The 18,757-nt window shown below is 63.6% G+C and carries 19 protein-coding genes; 1 reads left to right on the top strand and 18 read right to left on the bottom strand.

Annotation, left to right across the window (positions count from 1 at the left end; all coding sequences use genetic code 11):
* Positions 1–8 precede the first annotated feature (8 nt).
* The 11 genes from OUZ30_RS16530 to OUZ30_RS16480 form a co-directional block, all read right to left on the bottom strand.
* Positions 9–1,313, bottom strand: a complete 1,305-nt coding sequence (locus OUZ30_RS16530; protein ID WP_266183525.1) for an ABC transporter permease — start codon at positions 1,311–1,313, stop codon at positions 9–11.
* A 33-nt stretch (positions 1,314–1,346) separates the two neighbouring features.
* Complete coding sequence (locus tag OUZ30_RS16525) at positions 1,347–2,576, bottom strand: ABC transporter permease (protein WP_266183524.1); 1,230 nt, start codon at positions 2,574–2,576, stop codon at positions 1,347–1,349.
* A gap of 15 nt (positions 2,577–2,591) precedes the next feature.
* Entirely contained in the window at positions 2,592–3,905 is a 1,314-nt protein-coding gene (locus OUZ30_RS16520; RefSeq protein ID WP_266183564.1) for an ABC transporter permease, read from the bottom strand.
* 84 nt (positions 3,906–3,989) lie between these two features.
* Positions 3,990–5,222, bottom strand: coding sequence for an ABC transporter permease (locus OUZ30_RS16515; protein ID WP_266183523.1), 1,233 nt, complete (start codon positions 5,220–5,222; stop codon positions 3,990–3,992).
* 10 nt (positions 5,223–5,232) lie between these two features.
* Complete coding sequence (locus OUZ30_RS16510; RefSeq protein ID WP_266183522.1) at positions 5,233–6,546, bottom strand: ABC transporter permease; 1,314 nt, start codon at positions 6,544–6,546, stop codon at positions 5,233–5,235.
* A 66-nt stretch (positions 6,547–6,612) separates the two neighbouring features.
* Positions 6,613–7,335, bottom strand: coding sequence for an ABC transporter ATP-binding protein (locus OUZ30_RS16505; RefSeq protein WP_266183521.1), 723 nt, complete (start codon positions 7,333–7,335; stop codon positions 6,613–6,615).
* A gap of 155 nt (positions 7,336–7,490) precedes the next feature.
* A complete protein-coding gene (locus tag OUZ30_RS16500; RefSeq protein ID WP_266183520.1) occupies positions 7,491–8,762 on the bottom strand; it encodes an efflux RND transporter periplasmic adaptor subunit in 1,272 nt (423 codons plus the stop codon).
* 175 nt (positions 8,763–8,937) lie between these two features.
* On the bottom strand, positions 8,938–9,516 hold the full coding sequence (locus OUZ30_RS16495) for a hypothetical protein (RefSeq protein ID WP_266183519.1): 579 nt from the start codon (positions 9,514–9,516) through the stop codon (positions 8,938–8,940).
* Between the two features lie 144 nt (positions 9,517–9,660).
* Positions 9,661–9,882, bottom strand: coding sequence for a hemin uptake protein HemP (gene hemP / locus OUZ30_RS16490; RefSeq protein WP_425601528.1), 222 nt, complete (start codon positions 9,880–9,882; stop codon positions 9,661–9,663).
* An 88-nt stretch (positions 9,883–9,970) separates the two neighbouring features.
* Positions 9,971–10,867: a subclass B3 metallo-beta-lactamase gene (gene bla, locus OUZ30_RS16485; RefSeq protein ID WP_266183518.1), complete on the bottom strand. Its 897-nt coding sequence runs from the start codon at positions 10,865–10,867 to the stop codon at positions 9,971–9,973.
* 341 nt (positions 10,868–11,208) lie between these two features.
* The gene (locus OUZ30_RS16480) at positions 11,209–12,177 is read right to left on the bottom strand and encodes a potassium channel beta subunit family protein (protein ID WP_266183517.1); all 969 of its coding nucleotides are present in this window, start codon (positions 12,175–12,177) and stop codon (positions 11,209–11,211) included.
* A 161-nt stretch (positions 12,178–12,338) separates the two neighbouring features.
* On the opposite strand from OUZ30_RS16480, the gene ahr reads away from it, so the two are divergent.
* Complete coding sequence (ahr, locus tag OUZ30_RS16475) at positions 12,339–13,355, top strand: NADPH-dependent aldehyde reductase Ahr (protein WP_266183516.1); 1,017 nt, start codon at positions 12,339–12,341, stop codon at positions 13,353–13,355.
* A 176-nt stretch (positions 13,356–13,531) separates the two neighbouring features.
* Here ahr and OUZ30_RS16470 read toward each other — a convergent pair whose 3' ends face one another.
* The 7 genes from OUZ30_RS16470 to ldcA all read right to left on the bottom strand — a co-directional run bounded on the left by OUZ30_RS16470 (position 13,532) and on the right by ldcA (position 18,656).
* The gene (locus tag OUZ30_RS16470) at positions 13,532–14,008 is read right to left on the bottom strand and encodes a hypothetical protein (protein WP_266183515.1); all 477 of its coding nucleotides are present in this window, start codon (positions 14,006–14,008) and stop codon (positions 13,532–13,534) included.
* 574 nt (positions 14,009–14,582) lie between these two features.
* The gene (locus OUZ30_RS16465; RefSeq protein WP_266183514.1) at positions 14,583–15,086 is read right to left on the bottom strand and encodes a phosphatidylglycerophosphatase A family protein; all 504 of its coding nucleotides are present in this window, start codon (positions 15,084–15,086) and stop codon (positions 14,583–14,585) included.
* Positions 15,083–16,063 carry a thiamine-phosphate kinase gene (gene thiL, locus OUZ30_RS16460; protein ID WP_266183513.1) on the bottom strand — a complete coding sequence of 327 codons (981 nt, stop codon included), beginning with the start codon at positions 16,061–16,063 and terminating at the stop codon, positions 15,083–15,085. Before thiL ends, OUZ30_RS16465 begins: the two co-directional genes overlap by 4 nt.
* A gap of 137 nt (positions 16,064–16,200) precedes the next feature.
* Complete coding sequence (locus OUZ30_RS16455) at positions 16,201–16,746, bottom strand: GNAT family N-acetyltransferase (protein ID WP_266183512.1); 546 nt, start codon at positions 16,744–16,746, stop codon at positions 16,201–16,203.
* Positions 16,746–17,189 (bottom strand): transcription antitermination factor NusB, encoded by a 444-nt coding sequence (gene nusB, locus OUZ30_RS16450; RefSeq protein ID WP_266183511.1) that lies wholly within the window; start codon positions 17,187–17,189, stop codon positions 16,746–16,748. Before nusB ends, OUZ30_RS16455 begins: the two co-directional genes overlap by 1 nt.
* Positions 17,189–17,650, bottom strand: coding sequence for a 6,7-dimethyl-8-ribityllumazine synthase (gene ribH / locus OUZ30_RS16445; protein WP_266183510.1), 462 nt, complete (start codon positions 17,648–17,650; stop codon positions 17,189–17,191). The genes nusB and ribH overlap by 1 nt, the downstream gene beginning before the upstream one ends.
* A gap of 46 nt (positions 17,651–17,696) precedes the next feature.
* Complete coding sequence (gene ldcA / locus OUZ30_RS16440) at positions 17,697–18,656, bottom strand: muramoyltetrapeptide carboxypeptidase (RefSeq protein WP_266183509.1); 960 nt, start codon at positions 18,654–18,656, stop codon at positions 17,697–17,699.
* Between the last annotated feature and the right edge of the window lie 101 nt (positions 18,657–18,757).

The following is an 18,757-nucleotide window of genomic DNA, read 5'->3' as shown; positions in this document are numbered from 1 at the left end:
CGTTGTCCTTACTGGCTCTTCAGTTGCAGCGCAGGAGTGATCTGGCAGGCGCGCCAGGCGGGCAGCAGGCCGGCCAACAGGCTCGATCCGACGGCCAACAGGAAGGTGATCAACAACATCGACATGTCCAGATGCGCGAGCGCCGCGTAGTCGGAAGGCTGCTTGCGCACCAGCCACAAGCCGAGAAACGCGAGCAGCAGGCCGCCCATGCCACCAGCAAGGCCGATGACACCCGACTCCACCAGCAGCTGGGCAAACACCTCTCGCTTGGACGCACCCAGCGCGCGACGCACGCCCAGTTCGCCCGAACGGCGCAGGAACTTGGCCAGCATCAGGCCAATCGTATTGACCAGGCAGACCAGCAGGAACCCGAATGCCAGCCAGGTTTGCAGGCGCACGTCGCCCGGCACGACCTTGTTGATGTCCAGCCACTCCATCAGGGTGGGCAGGCGCACATTGGGCGGCCTTTGAAAGCGCCCCATCGCCTTCTGCTCCTGCGAGTAATGCACGAGAAATTCCTTGTACGTGGCTGCATCGCTGACACCGCTCAACTGGACCCAGAACTGCAACCAGACGCAAGGAGCCGTCTCCATATGCTCTTCATCGCCACCGCCGGTACCCCAACAATCGGTCGAACCGTTGTGATCGAAGCGCAGCTCGCGCGCCGTGGTAAGCGGTAGGAACACATCTTCCGACGCGACATAGTTGCCCATGTTCATATCGTAGAAATGCGGATTGGGCCGCCAGCTGTCCAGCACACCGATGATGCGGAAGGCCGTATCGCCCATGCGCAAGGTCTGGCCGGTGCTGTCCTTGCCCGCGAACAACTTTTCGTTGAGCGTACGGGTAATGACCACCACGCGCGCCTTGTCATTGTCATCCGCCTCGCTCCAGCCGCGCCCGTAGAGGAACGGCACCTGGAACATGGCGAAGAAGTCGTTCGAGGTGTAGCGCGCATCGCTGTAGAACGGGTCCATGCCCGACTGCGCCGGCTGCACCGGTACCGCACCGCCGGTCATGAGCGCCTGACGCAGGCCTCGCTTGGCATGCAACAGATTCATGCCATCGATCCAGGTGACCTGTTGCATCGGCTCCTTCCCTGGCTCATAACCGTCCATGTCCTGCGGGTCGAGCTGCGGGTAGAACAGCGTCGCGCTCCTGCCAGGCATCGGGTCGCCCGACAGCACATGGAGCACGGTCAGCGTCGTCATGCTGGCGCCGATGCCGAGCGCAATGGCGAGCACCATCAACGCGGTGAGCATCTTGTTGCGCCTGAGGCTGCGCAGCGCCAAATCCAGGTAGTAGCCAAACATACGTTTCCCCTCGCTTGCTAACTTTCCGCGCGGTCACACCGACCGCGTAGCCTCTACCGGAGGCACCCGTGATGCACGCATCGCCGGCGCCAGCACGGCGCCCTGCCCCAACAACAACAGGATCACCACACCCGCCAGCACGTAGACCAGCGAAAGCCGATTCATCTCGAATCGCGTGACCAGCCACAAATTGATGGCAATCGCCAGCAGGACGCCAATCAGCGCACCAGCACTGCTGATCAGCAGGTTCTCGGTCATGAAGTAGTTGAGAATGTCGCGACGCGTGGCACCCAGGGCACGCCGTACGCCGATCTGCTTGCGCCGTTGCCCCACCCAGAAGCTGGTGAGACCCACGATGCCTGCCGCCGTGATGGCCAGTAGCACGACGCAGATCACACCCATCAGGATCGCCATGCCGCGATCGCGCTCGTAGGCACGGCTGCGCACCTGGGCAAAGCTGAGCACGCCGGCCTCGTCGTCCAGGACGCGCCTTGGGTTGTGCTCGAACAGCGCCTTGGGCGCGGTACGCATCGCCGCGTCCAGCTGGCCGGGGCGAGCCCGCACGATATAAAAGACGCCCAGCGACGTGGCGAGTCGCTTGGGCACGATCAGCGAGCGATAGGCAAAATCCGCGGCCCAACGATCGACGCTTTGGGCCTGCAGCATCTGCACCACACCCACGATTGTGGTGGGGCCACCCACCAGGTAAATGGTCTTGCCCACCGCATCGCCCTGGGGAAACAACTTGTCGGCAAGCGCTTTGGTCACCATGACCTGCGCCGGGCCCAACCGATCGCGCCAATCCATGCGACTGATTTCTTCCGCGCGGAAATTGCGGCCGGCGATCAGCTTCAACCCCAACGTGTCGACGAAATGGTCGTCCGCAAAATAGACGGTGGAACCGGTGGTGTCCTGCAGCTGATCGGGCTTGAGCTTGATGCCATCGTCCCAACCACCGCCGCGAAGAGGATAGGAGTTGCTAGAGGTGACGTCCTGCACGCTGGACAGCTCACGCAGCACGCGCAGGTCTTCGAGGATTTTCGCGTCCGCCTGATCGGTCGTGGACGAACCCACCCATTCGTTCTGGATAACAAAGATATCCGGTTCATCGATACCGGTGGGCTCGGACAGGTGTGCCAGCCGCTGATGAATGATGAACAACGCATTGCAGACGATGGCGAGCGTCAATGCGATCTGCATGGCGATGAGAAAGGTGCCGGCCTTGTGACGGCGCAGCGCGGAAAGAATCGGCTTGATTTGCATGGCTCGATCCTCGCCTCAGTTGGATTTCAGCTGCCAGGCGGGCTGTACTTGCGCCGCTCGCCAGGTGGGGTAGAACGCGGCCAGCACGGTGGCGGCGATGGCCACCAGCAAGGTCAGCAGCACCAGGGAAATATCCAGGTGGGCCAGGCGCGCGATTTGCGGCTCGAACACGAGGCCAACACCAAACATGCCCAGGCCGGTCAGCAGCAAGCCGAGCACGCCGCCGGCAAGGCCGACCATGCCGGCTTCGGCCAGGAACTGACGATAGATGTCTGCACGCGAGGCACCCAGCGCGCGGCGGACGCCTATCTCCGGTGCACGGCGCATGAATTTCGCCAGCAACAGGCCAATGGTATTGACCAGACAAATCACCAGGAAGCCAAGCGCAAGCGAGAGCGAAATTCGACTCTCCGGAGGCACCGCATGCTGATAATCCAGCCATTGGTTCACGTTGCGCAGTCGATTGTTCGGCGCCCAGTTGAAGCGACCGGCGCGGCGCTGGTCGTTCGCGTAGCCCTGCAGAAACTGCTTATAGGCATCCACTTTTTCCTGGCTGTCGAGCTCCACCCAGGGACTGATCCAGACGCATTCGCCACGCAACCAGCTGTCACGGTCTTCGCCGCGCTTGCCGTCACTGCCGCAGTTGTTGTTGCCGTAGGTATCGATCTTCTGGTCGATGGCATATGTAAACGGGATATACACCTGGGCCGGCGAGGCATAGGCGTTGTCGTTGAACATGTCGTAGAAGCGTGGCTTGGGATCCCAATCGCTGGTGACGCCCAGGATGCGGTATTCCTTGTCGTCCAGGATGATCCGCCGCCCCACGCTGTTCTCGCCGCCAAAAAGCTTCTGGTTGAGCGCGCGACTGATGACCACGACGGCGCCGCGTGCTTCGTCCTCGCTCGTCCCCCAGGCGTTGCCATACAGGAACGGCACGTCGAACATCGGGAAGAAGTCGCCATACGTGGCATAGCCAATCGCCTTGAAGGGCATCCTGTGCGCATCGCCCGGCATGACGGACATCGCCACCGGGAACAGCACCGTCTGGCGCTCAGCCTTGTGCGCGCGCATCAACGCCACGGCATCAGTGTAGGTAAGCGCGCTCGGCGGTTCGCCCTTGCGGTTGTATTGCGGGCCACGGTTGTCGATGAGCGGCACGAACAGCTGCGATGACTTGTGCGGAATCGGATCACCGGAGACGGCGCGAAAAACCGCAAACGTTATCATCGACGCGGCCACGCCGAAGCCGATCGACATGATCATCAAGGCCGTCAGCAGCGGGTTGCGGCGCAGGCTGAAGGCACCCAATCGCAAGTTGTGGATAAACATGCTGCTCATGACCACCTCGTTCCAAACCAGGCATCCGCCTTTGCCAGCCCATCCATGCAACACTCCCTTGAAAACGCCAACGCCTCAAACCGAGCGGGTCGCCTCAACCGGCGGCACGCGCGCAGCACGCATGGCCGGTGCAAGCACCGCGCCCTGACCCAGCAGCAGCAGCGCCACGACGCCTATCGCCACGTACAACAACGAGAGCCGCGCCATCTCGAACTGCGTCACCAGCCACAGGTTCATGCCCACGGCCAGCAGCGCGCCGATGACCACGCCGGCGATGCCGATAAGCAGGTTCTCGGTCATGAAATAGCTGAGGATGTCGCGTTGCGTGGCACCCAGCGCACGCCGCACGCCGATCTGCTTGCGCCGCTGTCCCACCCAGAAGCTGGTGAGGCCGACGATGCCTGCTGCGGTGATCGCCAGCAGCACCAGGCACACCACGCCCATCAGGATCGCCATGCCGCGATCGCTTTTGTAGGCCTGCGCACGGACCATGTCATACGTGCGCACGCCACGTTCCGAGGGAATCACGCGCATCCGGTTGAGCTTGAACAGCGTCTCCGGCACCGACTTGGTAATCGCCGCCAGTTGACCCGGCTTGCTGCGCACCATGTACGAGGTGTAGCCGCCGGTGAGCTGGTACGGCTCGAGCACGGCATTGTCAAGGAAGGCATCGGACCAGCTGCTGTTCCACGGCACTTCCAGCCGCTCGACGATGCCGATGATCGTGCTCGGCTTGGTGCCGTCGTCCACGAACAGCACCTTCCCCAGCCCTGACCCATCCGGGAACATCTTGTCGGCCAGCGCCTTGGTCACGATGATCTGCGATGCCGACACCACGCCCTGGGGATCGACTTCGGTAACTTCGTCGGCGCGGAAATTTCGCCCCGCGATCAGCTTCAGGCCCATCGTCGCCAAGGCATGATCGTCGACGAAATACTGCGTGGTATGTGCCTCGGATTTCTTGGCATCCGGATTGGTGCGTACGCCGGTCGACCAGCCGCCGCCGCGCAAGGGATACGAGTTGGTCGCGATGGCGTCCTCGACGCCGGGCAGCTGCCGGATCGCCTGCAGGTCCGCGCGTACCAGCGGACCGGTGCTCTTATCGTCCACGCCAACCCAGCCGTTCTGCAAGGTCAGGAGATTCGTCTCGATCAGGCCGGTGGGACGCGCGATGCGGTCCAGGCGTTGCTGGATGATGAACAGCGCATTGCAGACGATGGCGAGGGTCAGCGCGATCTGCAAGGCGATCAGAATCGTGCCTGCCTTATGACGCTTGAGTGCGGCGAGAATGGGCTTGATTTGCAGCATGGTCATCGCCTCAGTTGGATTTCAGCTGCCAGGCAGGCTGTACCTGCGCCGCACGCCAGGTGGGGTAGAACGCCGCGAGCACCGTCGCCAATACCGCCACCAACAGGGTCAGCGCGATCAACGACATATTTAGCGTGGCCAGTCGCGCGATGTCCGGGGCGAACACCAGGGTCACGCCGAACACACCGACGCCCGTCAGCAGCAGGCCCAGCAGGCCACCCGCCAGACCCACCGTGCCCGCCTCGATCAGGAACTGCGCATAGATCTCCTTGCGCGATGCGCCCAGCGCCCGGCGCACGCCGATTTCCGGTGCGCGCTTCATGAATTTCGCCAGCAGCAGGCCGACGGTGTTGACCAGGCAGATCAGCAGGAAGCCGAGCGACACCAGTAGCGATACCTTGGCTTCCTGCGGCACCACCTTCTCGTGCTCCAGCCATTGCGGGACGTTGTATAGCCGCACGTTGGGCGCCCAATGGAAGCGGCCGCTTCGCTGCTGTTCGGCGGCATAGCCGCGCAGATAGTCACGGTAGCTTGCAGCGTCGGCTTGCTCGGGCAGTTCAGCCCAATACTGGATCCACACACACTCGGAGCGGATCCACGCGTCCCAGCCTTCACCCGCGTGCTTGTTGCAGTTGTTGTTGCCGTTGGTGGCCATCTTCAGATCAATGGCCCGCGTGAACGGAATGAACAATTGGATGGGATCACCAAATCCCGAGGTGTTGACGGGATCGAAGAACAGCGGCTGTGGATCCCACGTGTCCATCACGCCGGTAATGCGGTAGCTGCGGCCGTCCAGGTTGATCTCGCGACCGACACTGTTGGCCCCATTGAACAGCTTGTCGTTGAGCTTGCGTCCAATCACCGCCGTCGCCGCATGCGCGTCGTCATCTGCCGGCTGCCAGCCGCCGCCGTACAGGAAGGGGATGTCGAACATGGCGAATGCATCCGCGTACACCGCGTAACTTTCTTCTCGCATCGGCAGCAGACTGGCATCGGCAGGAATCACCGAGGGCCCGACCGGATACAACGCGGTCTGGCGCTTGGCGCGGTGACCGCGCATCAAGCCCATGGCGTCGGTGTAGCTGATGGCTTCGGGCGGCTCGCCCTTGTTCTGCGCGGCATCTTCCGGCCCCCAGTTGTCGATCAAGGGCACGAACAGCTGGGACGATTTGTCGGGTATCGGGTTGTTCGAGGTGGCGCGAAACACCGAATACGTGGTCATCGAGGCGGCCACGCCAAAGCCGATCGCCATCACCATCAGCGCGGTCAGCAAGGGATTGCGGCGCAAGCTGCGCAGGCCAAGCTGGATATAGTAAGCAAACATCGTGTTCCGCCCTGGTGGTGATGACGGCCTCCCGTCGGTGCGGGAGGTCTCATGGGTGTCGTTTGATCAGGCCGGCGTGTTGGCGCGAGCCGCACTGACCGCATGATGGAAGCGCGGGTCCTCCGCCAGATCCACGACCTGGCCATCGATGATGTGCACGTTGCGCTGCGCGCGGGCGGCCAGTTCCGGATCGTGCGTCACCATGACGATGGTGGCGCCTTCGCGATGGATCTCCTCGAGCAGCTCCAGCACGCTGCGCGCCATCTGGGTGTCGAGGTTGCCGGTCGGTTCGTCCGCCAGCAGCAGGCGCGGCGAGCCGGCGAGCGCGCGGGCGATGGCGACACGCTGCTGCTGACCACCGGAAAGCTCAGCCGGGTAATGCTTGGCGCGCGAGGCCAGGCCCACACGCTCGAGTGCATCCATGATGCGCTGCTTGCGCTCGGCCGCCTTCATGCCGCGATATCGCAGCGGCACTTCAACGTTGTCGAACACGTTGAGATCGGGAATCAGGTTGAACGCCTGGAAGATGAAGCCGATCTTCTCGTTGCGGATCTTCGAGCGAGCGTTGTCGTTGAGGTTACTCACCTCGACGCCATCCAGGTGGTACTCACCACCGGTGAAGGTTTCCAGCAGGCCGGCGATGGTGAGGAAGGTCGTCTTACCCGAGCCGGACGGCCCGGTCACAGCGACAAACTCGCCTTCTTTCACGTTGATGTTGAAGTCGCGCAGCGCGTAGGTCTCCACCACTTCGGTGCGGTAGACCTTGGACAGGTGAGTCATCTTGAGCATGTGTGCTTCCTCGGTGGTGGTTTTTGCCCCTCCCCCTGCTGGCAGGGGGAGGCTGGGAGGGGGTGAAGGCGTGCCGCATGGCCCAACCCCACCCCAGCCCTCCCCTGCGTACCCCGAAAAGGGGCTCCCTTCGATCGCAGGGGAGGGAGAATTCACTAGTTGCTGATGGCGATGCGCGCGGCACCCTTGAAGCTGTCGGTACCAGAAATCACGATGTTGTCGCCTTCCTTCAGGCCATCGAGAATTTCCACCTTGTCGATGCTGCTGGCACCCACGCGGATCGGGTGTTTCTCGGCAATGCCGTCGCGCACGACATAGGCATAGCTGCCGCCCGATTCGTCGACGAAGGAACCACGCTGCACGGTCAGCACGTTGTCGCGCTTGTCGAGCAGGATGCGCACGGACAGACGCTGGTTTTGACGCAGCTGCTTGGGCGTCTCGCCATCGAAGCGCAAGCGTGCCGCCACTTCGCCGTTGACGACTTCAGGCGAGATAGCGCTGACCAGGCCCTTCCAGGTGTTGCCGTTGCCGGTGATTTCACCGCCCATGCCGATGCCCAGATCGCGGGCAAAGCTTTCCGGCACCTTCATCTCCACTTCGAGCGCGGACAGGTCGATGACGCTGAGCAGCTGGGCGTCCTTGGCCACCGTGGCGCGTTCGGCAATGAACAGCTGACCGACCTGGCCATCCACCGGCGACTTCACGTTGAGGTCGTCCACTTGGCGTTGCAGGTCCTTCACCAGCAGCAGCTGCCGCTCATGCGCGAGCTTCTTGGACTGGATGTCGAACTCGAGGCTGTTGCTGTCGGTGCCCAGGTCAGCCTTGGCATGGCTCATGGTGATCTTGGCCTTTTGCAGCTCGTCCTTGGCTTTGTCCACGTTCATGCTCGGCACGGCGCCCAGGCCGAAGGCTTTCTCATAACGAGCCAAGTCGCGCTCCGCGCCCTGCTGGTCGATCTGCGCGTTGTCGTAGGCCTTCTGCAGTTCGCCGCGCTTCTTGCGCGCATCGATCTGCGCACGCAGATAGTCCACCTGCATCGCATCGGCCGCGCTCTGCTCCTGCGCCAGCTTGTTGGCGAGTTCGGGGCTGTCGATGGCGGCGAGCACTTGGCCCTTCTTCACGGCATCGCCAGCGTGCACCTTTAACGTCACCGCGCCGCCGTAGGTGGCGTAGAGCGTCGGGCTGACTGCCGCCACGACCTTGCCTTCGGCGGCGATATCGCGCACGAAAGGACCACGCTGCACCGTGGCGAAAGCGAGGCGCGAACCGCTCACCGAGGCATCGGCCGAGAACAGGCGACCGATGCGCGGGGCAAACAGCGCTATCAGCACCAGCACGGCCACGCCGCCGCCGATCCACAGCAGGCGACGTTTGCGATTGGGTTTGACCTCGACCAGTCGGTCTTGAGCGGAGGTGTCGCGAATCATCGATGTGTCCCTGGCCGCGGACAGTGCGGCCCCTGGACCTATGTCAGCAAGCGTCGTGCCAACCTGAAATCGATGTTTTATTTGTGTATTTTCAAGATGTTATTACGTGCCATCCGGACCGGACAGCTGTCCGCGGACAGATCGACGGACAGACGGACAAACGCCCGCGGCCGCCTCACCCCAACGCCGGCTCAAGCTCGACGGCAGACGCCCTGGCCACCCCGCTCGCGATCCCCCTTCCCAAGGCGGACACCTGCGCAAGCGGCACGGTCTCGAGGAGCTGGAGCGCACCCACGCGACGACGGCGAAAATGGACCAGCGTGGCGCTGGCCGCTCGGCACACCAGTCGTTCCGGACGTAGCGGTGCCACGGGTAGCAGCCGGCTCTCGGCCAACAAGGCATCCCAGGCGAGATAGTCCGTGTCCGGCAGCAGGTGCAGCCTCGCACAGGGGCGACCTTGTGCATCCATGCAGTCGATCCATTCCCGTGGCCCTTCTGCGCCAATCATGCAGGCAGCCATGAGTTCCCGCGTATCGAACAGCGGCGCCAGCTCGCGCCGCGCCACCAACCAGCCGGTGAAAACCGGCAGATCCGGCTGTGCCGGACGCGGCGCTGGCAGATACAGCACGCTGCCCAGCAGCGGCAGTCGGGATGCCAGTTCGGCCCCCGACATCGGTACCGAATAGCGGGTGAGGGATTCGGCGTCGGCCGCAGGGCACATCGCGGCGAAGGCGTGAGTGAGCCAGCCAAGCATTGTCATTGCTCCTTGCAGGGAGGCGACCCGGCTGGCGTTCCGCGGGAACGGCGTGGCGATAGGCCTGGAGTGGAGCGCCGGCGGTGGAGCCGGCATGGGGAGAGGACATCCTTGCCCGCGAACCGCTCCTCGGGAGACGGCGTTTTATTTCGTCAGGATCAGCTTGTCGTTGCGGGTAAGCCGCAAGTGGTATTCGCTACCCTGATGCTGGATCACCAGCTCACGCTCGCCGTTCAGCAGGAGCTGGCTCGAGATGCGCCGCGTCGCCGGGATGTCGGGAGCAGCGCTTGGCTTGAGGCTGAGCAGGCGAAACGGGCGGACGGGCGCTTCAGCACGTTGAGAAGGTGACAGGACGGGCATCGTCATGATGGAACTCCGCGGTCGGAAGTGGCCATCAGATGATAATGATTCGCATTTGAGTGTCAACACTCTGATTCGCCGCACCAGCTGTTGTTCAATGACCCGACGGGCCTGCGCCCTTCGCCTCCGCTCGTTCCTTGGCGAGGCGTGCCTGCAGCATCGCACGCCCGCTTTCGGCATAAGCGCGGCAGGCGTTAGCGTCGATGAGCGGATTGGGTCTGGTACCGGCATCGCGTCGCGCCACCCTGTCGAGGAAATCACTCTGGTCTGGATGAGGCGTGATCAGGATGTCGCAGGGCAGCGCGGCAATGGCCTCGATCCCGCGGCGATAGTCCTCGACGCGATGCGGATGCGCTGCGTCGTCGGTGAAGTGGTAGCCGTTCGCGCCGTAGGGGTAGAGGCTGTCCGCATAAACCATGTTCACGCAACGACCCGCATCGCACGACTGCCAGGTCCACGTCGTACTGCCCGGCGTATGGCCCGGCGTGTAGTGCGCGGTGATGGCAACGTCGCCTACACGCACCACACCGCCATCGGGCACCAGCGTCACCTTGGCAACTGGCGCAAACAGAGATGCGTCACCGAATTGCGGATCTTCCGGGTCCTTTCCGCCCAACATCAGCGCCTTCGCCCCGGCCTCGCTCGCTTCCACGCGTGCACCGCTGTCACGCGCCAGCGTGGCGATGGCACCGGCATGGTCAAAGTGCGCGTGCGTGTTGAGGATCAGCTTGATATCCGCCACGCGAAAACCCAGCGCTTTGATATTGGCTTCGATCTGCGGCGCATTGCGCTCCATCGGGGCGTCAATCAGCACGAGTCCCTGTGGCGATGCGATAAGAATCGCACTGAGTCCACGCGTGCCCACGTAGTACGAATTGCCGTAGATGCGGAAGGGCTTTTGCGGCTGAGTCCATTCAGGTGATTCGGCAAGCGCGAATGACGTGGATAGTACGGCCAGGCATGTGGAGAGGAGGATGGCGAACGGCTTCATGCAGAGGAATCTCCTTTTCTGACGATGTGTGTCGGCGGTGAGTTTGTTCCGGTGGCCATGCATGGTGACCGCGGAATAGGCGGCGGGAGCGGCCGGGCTCGGCGTTCGGGCGGGCGCAACATGGCTTTATTGAGCAAGCAAGTCCGCGCTACGGATCGGTTCCATGGGGGAGCGCACCCTGTGCGCGACCATCCGGCAGGACGGCCGATTTGCACAGCGCCAGCTGCCCGAAGGGCGAGGGCCAAGGCGGACCCGAGTGAACCGCCAACGACCGTGGTATCGCCGCGATCGCGCACAGGGTGCGGTCCACCAAGTGAAGGCCTCTGCTGCCTAGCGTCCCATCACTGCAGCGCTTCATTGATGCGCTTGAGCACGCCCGCATCCAACTTCGCCACCACCTCCAGCGCCGCCAAATTCTGTTCCAACTGCTCCAGCCGGCTCGCCCCCAGCATCACCGTCGACACGTGCGGATTGACCAGACACCAGGCGATTGACAGCTGCGCCAGCGACACGCCCAGATCGGCGGCGATCGGAGCGAGGCGACGCACCTTGGCGATCTTGTCGCCGCCCTGCTCCAGGATCGCGTCGCGCAACCACTCATAGCCCGGCTGCGCCAAACGCCCATCGGCAGGCACGCCATCGTTGTATTTACCGCTCAGCAATCCCGATGCGAGCGGTGACCAGATCGTGGTGCCCATGCCGAACTTGTCGTAGAGCGGCGCGTATTCCTGCTCCACGCGATCGCGATGCAGCAGGTTGTATTGCGGCTGCTCCATCACCGGTGCGTAAAAATGGTTTTCACGCGCCACCCTGTGCGCTTCCAGAATCGCCTCGGCGGGCCACTCGCTGGTGCCCCAATAGAGCACCTTGCCCTGGCGCACCAGGGTATCCATAGCCGCCACGGTCTCTTCGATCGGCGTGTCAGGATCGGGGCGATGGCAGAAGTACAGATCCAGATGCTCGACGCGCAATCGATGCAAGGCTTGGTGACAGGCTTCAATTACATGCTTGCGCGATAGTCCGCGCTGGGTTGGCAATGGATGTTCGGCGGCGCCAAAGAACACCTTGCTCGACACGCAGTAACTGTCGCGCGGAAAACGCAGGTCGGCGAGTACGTCGCCCATCAGGGTCTCGGCCACGCCATGATTATAGGTTTCGGCATTGTCGAAGAAATTGACGCCGCGATCGTGCGCCAGCGCCAGCAAGTCGCGCGCCAGCGAGCGTCCCACTTGTTTGCCGAAGGTGACCCAGGCGCCAAACGACAGCGCGGACAACTGCAGGCCCGATTTTCCGAGACGTCGATATTGCATGGAGGCACTCCGGTTGAATGGGGATGGACCAGCATGCAAGAGCATGCGGCCTGCGTCCATCTTGGCTGCTGTTGCCCTCGCCTATACGTCACGCCGACGCCCTCCCGGCTACGCTCTCGCGTCTTCGACGTTCAGATCCCATGCTGCGAAGGAATCATGCCATGTCACTCATGAAGGGTTGGGCCGCGCAAGAGGCGGGCAAGCCGCTGGTTCTCGCGGAATTTGATCTCGGGCCGCTCGGCGCTGAGGAGGTGGAAGTGGCCGTGGATTACTGCGGCATATGTCATTCCGACCTGTCCATGATCGACAACGAATGGGGCATGTCGCGCTTTCCGTTCGTACCAGGGCATGAGGTGATTGGTCGCGTCATTGCCGTCGGCTCGCATGCCAAGGGGGTCAAGGTCGGCCAGCGCGTGGGCATCGGCTGGACCGCGGAAAGCTGCATGCATTGCCATCAATGCCTGTCGGGCCACCAGAACCTGTGCCCCGAATCCGTGCCCACCATGGGCGTCCATCACGGGGGCTTTGCCGATAAAGTGCGCGCGCACTGGGCCTGGGTCATTGCGTTGCCGGAGAACATCCACTTGCCCAGCGCCGGCCCGCTGTTCTGCGGCGGCATTACCGTGCTCAAACCCTTCCTCGCCTACAACATCAGCCCCAGCGCCCGCGTCGGCGTGGTCGGCATCGGCGGCCTTGGCCATATGGCGATCAAGTTTGCCAATGCCTGGGGCTGCGAGGTGACAGCCTTTACGTCCACCGCGGCCAAGGAAGGTGAGGCACGCAGTTTCGGCGCACACCACGTGGTCGCCAGTCGCGATGCCGCGGCCATCGGCGCCATCGCCGGCTCGCTGGATCTGCTGTTGGTGACCGTCAATGTGCCCATGGACTGGAATGCGTTCATCGGCACGCTGGCGCCGCGCGGCCGCATGCATGTCGTCGGCGCCGTATTGGAGCCTATTCCCGTATCCGCCTTTGCGTTGATCCTTGGGGAACGCGAGGTCTCCGGCTCACCTACCGGCTCGCCCATCGACATCGCCACCCTGCTCGACTTCGCGGCCCGCCACGACGTGCGTCCACAGGTGGAAATGTTCCCCATGAACGAGGTCAATCAAGCGCTCAAGCATCTTGCCGATGGCAAGGCGCGCTATCGCGTCGTGTTGGAGGCAACAGCGGGCTAGCGCCTGGATTGTGCCCGGGCCGGGCAACGCACTACTCGCCAGAGGCTGGCTCCATGGTTGCTGGCAACCCTGCGCGGCCAGCAGCGCGTTTCGCCGCTCGCGGGCATCGGCATCGATGTCCGCGAGCGGCGAAACGGCACAATCAAACGACTCTTATCGCGATCCCCTGGTCACGCTCAGGGAAGCACATGGACGGCTGTGCGCCCGTCGAGGCCCTCGTCCGCATCTGAACGCCATAGCGCCTTGCGGATCCGGTCGCTCGTTCCCCACGTCTTCAGCGCCGCGAGGACCGCCTCATCCTGGGTGTCCTTCCTCACGTAGAAGTCCAGATAACGGTGGTCCTCGCAGGCAACGTCGCAGTGGAAGCTGGAGAATCCCAAGGCCTGGATCTGGCCGAACTCGTTGAGGATCACCACTGCCGCGTCACCCCCACGGTCATGTGATGGGACGGCCGCAAACAGGAAACGCTTGTCGTCCAGCAGTACGACGTGTTCCGGCGTACCCCCAAGGACCGTGAGCGCCTGTTCGCTCAAGGAACGATTGGAACGGAAGTAGTTGGCTTTCGCGCTGTTCGCGAAGTGTCCCAAAGCCTGGGCAAAGCCGGAGGACTTCACCAGTTCGTTGGCGTTGGGGCACGTCGACGGGTCGATCAACCTGCATGGTCCCGGAGGTAAGCTGCCCGCGGCTGAGGCCAACGATGGCGCGATCAGCACCGCGACCAGACATGCACTCTTGATAAGAAGCCTACGCATAACACCCCCTAGAAGTGAATCGAGAGCCTTGAACCGGCGTCGAGCCGTGCAGCACGCGAGTACTACGCCAGTAACCGCTGACGCCGCCAGATGGCTGCAACGTCAAAGTCCGGAAAATCGTTGTCCCCGATGTCAGCAACCCGGCCCGTGAACGCCTCACGTGGCGCTCCCGCAACCGCAGGATCGAACGCCCAATGTGCTCAAGAAATGACGCATCGGCATGCGTACTGCCGCCATATGGCAGGCAAAAGTCAGTGCGCCACGGACGTCCAAACGCCCCCTGTCCCGGATGGGACAAGATGTAACACTGCTATGCATGACACGTAAAGGCTTTAGGCAGCGAATGCCGCCTATGCAGGAATTATTCCTATGCTGCGCCTGCGCTGGCCTGCAGCACAGGGCACACACGTTCGATGAAGCTCGGGCTGGGCCCGCCACCGTCGGTGGAATGGGGCGCCCATCGTGCCACCCGAGCTCAGGCGCGCGTTAAAGCCGGCACTACCGCCAGCACGATGGCGGCAAACACGCCAGCCACGACATCATCCACCATCACACCGAGGCCTCCCTTGAGGCGTCGATCCAGCCAACCAATCGGCCAGGGTTTCCAGACATCGAACAGACGAAACAGGGCGAAGCCGATCACGACACTCCACCAAGGCGCCAGCAGCGCTGGAATCAGGGCGATCCACAAACCGACGAATTCGTCCCACACGATGCTGCGGTGATCGTCGACACCGAGCGCGCGCCCCGCGAGGCTGCAAGCCCATACGCCGATGGAGAACGCCACCAACAAGGTGAACATGTAGAGCTGCAACGGCAGGGACCGCAACAGCAGCCAGGGCAGGATGGCCGCCAATGAGCCGAAGGTGCCTTGCGCCACCGGCGCCAGCCCGGAGCCGAAACCGCAAGCGAGCCAGCCCGCCGGCGTGGCGAGCAGGCGTCGACGTTGCTCGGAGGTGAGGTTCTTCTTGTCGCTCATGCGGCGAAATGATCCCAGCCGCGGCGTGTCACTTCCAGCCATTGGCCATGTTCGTCACGCACCCGCACACCAGGGCTTTCGACCATGCGGCCGATACGTGTTGCGCCACAGCCCATGCGTGCCAGATCCGTCTGCACTTCGGCCACCCGCGCAGGTGGCACCGTAAAGCACAGCTCGTAGTCGTCGCCGCCGCTCAGGGCGAAGTCGCGTGCGGCGATATCGTCAAATGCACCAAGCAGCATGGACGAGCGCGGCAGCAAGGCTGCATCAATCTCCGCCCCGAGCCCGCTCGCTGCGCAGAGATGGCCGAGGTCGGCCAGCAGGCCATCGGAAATATCGATGCAGGCGCTGGCCCGCTCACGCAGGGCGAGGCCTGCGGCCAGCCGTGGCGTGGGGCGGTTCAGGCGTTCAATCAGATAGGCTGCACGTCCGTTGCCTTCGTCGATACGGGCGCCCTGCTGCAACAACTGCAGACCGGCGGCGGCATCGCCCAAGGTACCTGTCACCAGCACCACGTCACCTGCGCGCGCACCGGCGCGCGTCAACGCCTTGCCCGGCGGCACGAAGCCATGCACGGCGACGCTTACCGACAGCGTGCCGCGCGTCGTGTCGCCGCCGATCAGGGCCAGCCGGTGTGGCTGCGCCAGCAAGGCGAAACCTTCGGCGAAGCCGTCAATGAAATGCCGGACCTGTTCGGGCGCTTGCGTTGGCAAGGTGAGCGCAAGCAGCGCCCATGCAGGGCTCGCCCCCATGGCGGCGAGATCGGACAGGTTCACCGCCAATGATTTCCAGCCGATATCGGCCGGCACCGTGCCCTGCGGGAAATGCACGCCCTCGACCAGGGTGTCGATCGCGATGGCGATCTCCTGCCCTGGCGGCGGCGCCACCAGGGCAGCGTCGTCGCCAATACCCAGGCGAACGTCTTCGCGGCCTTGCGCAGTGCGTTCGCGAATGCGACCGATCAGTTGGAATTCCATGCGTGCGGCGACCTTGGATCAGTCAGCAGGAGAACATCTGGCCGCCGCCAGTGCAAGCCAGCATGGAACAAACGCAGGGTTTGGCCGTGCGATCACTTCAACGCAGCCGAGTTAGGCGCAAGCAGCGCAGCGCTGTCCTAGCGGGAGAACACCAGGGTGGGACTGCCGTGATAGGTGGTTTCCTGCCACCGTTGAAAGCCGGCTTTCTCAGCCACGCGAATCGACGGCAGGTTCTCCGGGGCAATGATGCAGACCGCGCGCAGCGCGCCGACATGCTGATCGCCCCAGGCGGTGACAGCGGCGACGGCTTCACTTGCATAGCCCCTGCCATGCGCCGATGGGGCCAGCACCCAGCCAAACTCCAGCATGCCGTCCAACGAAGGCAGCAGATCACGTTTGAGATCTGCATAGCCGATGTCGCCGATGTAGCGGCCGCTGTGCTTTTCCTCGACGGCCCAGTAGCCGTAGCCCAGCAGGCTCCACATGCCGGCGTACTGCAGCAGCCGCCTCCACACTTCTTCGGCGGTAAACGGACGGCCACCGATATAGCGGGTGACCTGTGGATCAGACCAGATCGCCGTGCAGGCCGCATGATCATCGGCCCGATGCGCACGCAGCCGCAGCCGCTCGGTTTCGAGCACGGGCACCGGACTTTCGACCAACCGCCCGTGGGGGCCAGTCATCAGCCGCGCTTCTCGGTGGCACGCAGGGTGCCGGCCAGCTTGTCGAGCACGCCGTTGACGTAGCTATGGCCGTGGTCGGCGCCAAAGCGCTTGGTCACTTCGATGGCCTCGTTAATGATCACGCGATACGGCACGTCCGGGCGGTACTTCAACTCGTAGGCGGCCAGGCGCAGCGCCGCGCGCTCGATCGGGTCGATCTGGCCAACGTCACGGTCCACGAAGGGCTTCAGGCTGATATCGATGGCGTCGATGTTGCGCTCCACCCCGTGCAGCAGATCCTCGAAGTATTCGAGATCGGCCACTTCCATGTCCTGCTCGTGGCGGAACTGATCGATCACCGCGTTCATGTGGCTGCCGCTGAGCTGCCACGCGTACAGCGCCTGCAGTGCGCGCCGGCGGGCGCGCGAGCGGGCGGCGAGATCGATGCCTTCGGGACGACTCATCACAGCTTCCCGTACAGGTTGACCATCTCGAGCGCGGCCAGCGCCGCATCGGCGCCCTTGTTACCGGCCTTGGTGCCGGAACGCTCGATGGCCTGCTCGATGCTGTCGGTGGTTAATACGCCAAACGCCACCGGCACGCCGGAAGCATACGCCGCCTGGGCCAGGCCCTTGGCGCATTCGCCGGCGACAAAGTCAAAATGCGGGGTGGAACCACGGATCACCGCGCCCAGCGCGATCACCGCGGCGTATTTGCCGGAGTTGGCGAGCTTATGGGCCGCCAGCGCGATTTCCCAGGCGCCGGGCACGCGGATCAGCTCGATCGCGTCGTCCTTCACGCCATGGCGCACCAGCACGTCACGCGCGCCGGCCACCAGGGGCTCGACGACAAAACCGTTGAAACGGCCGGCGACAATGGCAAAACGGCCTTTGGGCGTGGCGAAATCGCCTTCGATGGTCTTCATGGGGTGCGCTTCCTGAGGGCTCGGTGGCCCATGCGGGCCGGCTATTTTACGGGATTTGGGGCAACTTGCCCGGATCGGGCCGGGAAACCGCCCGAGAAAGGTGGGGATGACCGGAAAACTGCAGGTTGGCCTGCCCGTTCGCCACCTGCAGCCGGGCCGGCACGCCGAATGGCAAGGTGAACTTGTCCGGCTCGTGGCCGAACGGCAGGCCCCGTACCACCGGCACCCGTGCCACGCGGCTGATCTGCTCGAACGCTGCGTCGACGTCGTAGCCATTGTCGTAGCTATGCGGCCGACATTGGCTGAAATGGCCTAGCACCAGCGCGCGCTGGCGATCCAGTACGCCGGAGAGATGCAGCTGATACAGCAGACGCTCGATCCGGAACGGCGGTTCGCCCACGTCCTCGACGAACAGGATGCCGCCGTCGATGCGCGGGAAGTACGGCGTACCGAGCAGGCTGCACAGCATGGCGAGATTGCCGCCCCACAGAGGGCCGTGGACGTCCAGCTCCGTGGTGGTTCCGGTGCGCCAGCTCGCCGTCACCTCGGGCTCGCTGAGCGCGCGCCAGAAGTGTTCCCACATCAGCGGGTTCAAGGTCGGTGCCCCGAAGTCCGGCCCGAGCATGGGTCCGCCGAAGGTGCTGAGGCCGCTTTTCGCGTACAAGGCCATCTGGATCGCCGTGAAATCGCTGTGCCCGACCAGCAGCGTGTTCGACCCATCGAGCCGTTCGCGCAGCGCGCCGTAGTGGATGTGTTCAAGCAGCCGCGTGGCCCCGTAGCCGCCGCGGACGGCCAGCACGATATCGGGCAAGGACGGATGGATGGCCAAGGCGTTGAGATCCGCCACACGTTCGATATCGCTACCGGCGTAGCGGTGTTCGACGCGGTCGAGCACGTCCAGTCCATCCACCGTGCAACCGGCGGCGCGCAGACGCGCCGCGCCCCGCGTCATGGCGTCACGGTCATGCGGGTAGCCGGAGGGAGCGATCAGCTGGAATCGGGTCATGGCGGCGTCTGGTCTGGAGATGGGTCTGGAGTATGTGCTCAGAGAACTGGCGCCAGGAGGGCGCGCGTGGGCGAAAACCCTGCACCGCCTTCACACCGCCC

This window comes from Dyella humicola, from assembly GCF_026283945.1.
Classification (GTDB): Bacteria; Pseudomonadota; Gammaproteobacteria; order Xanthomonadales; family Rhodanobacteraceae; genus Dyella; species Dyella humicola.
The sequence above is the reverse complement of the archived record's forward strand: the minus strand, read 5'-3'. Positions and strand labels throughout refer to the sequence as shown.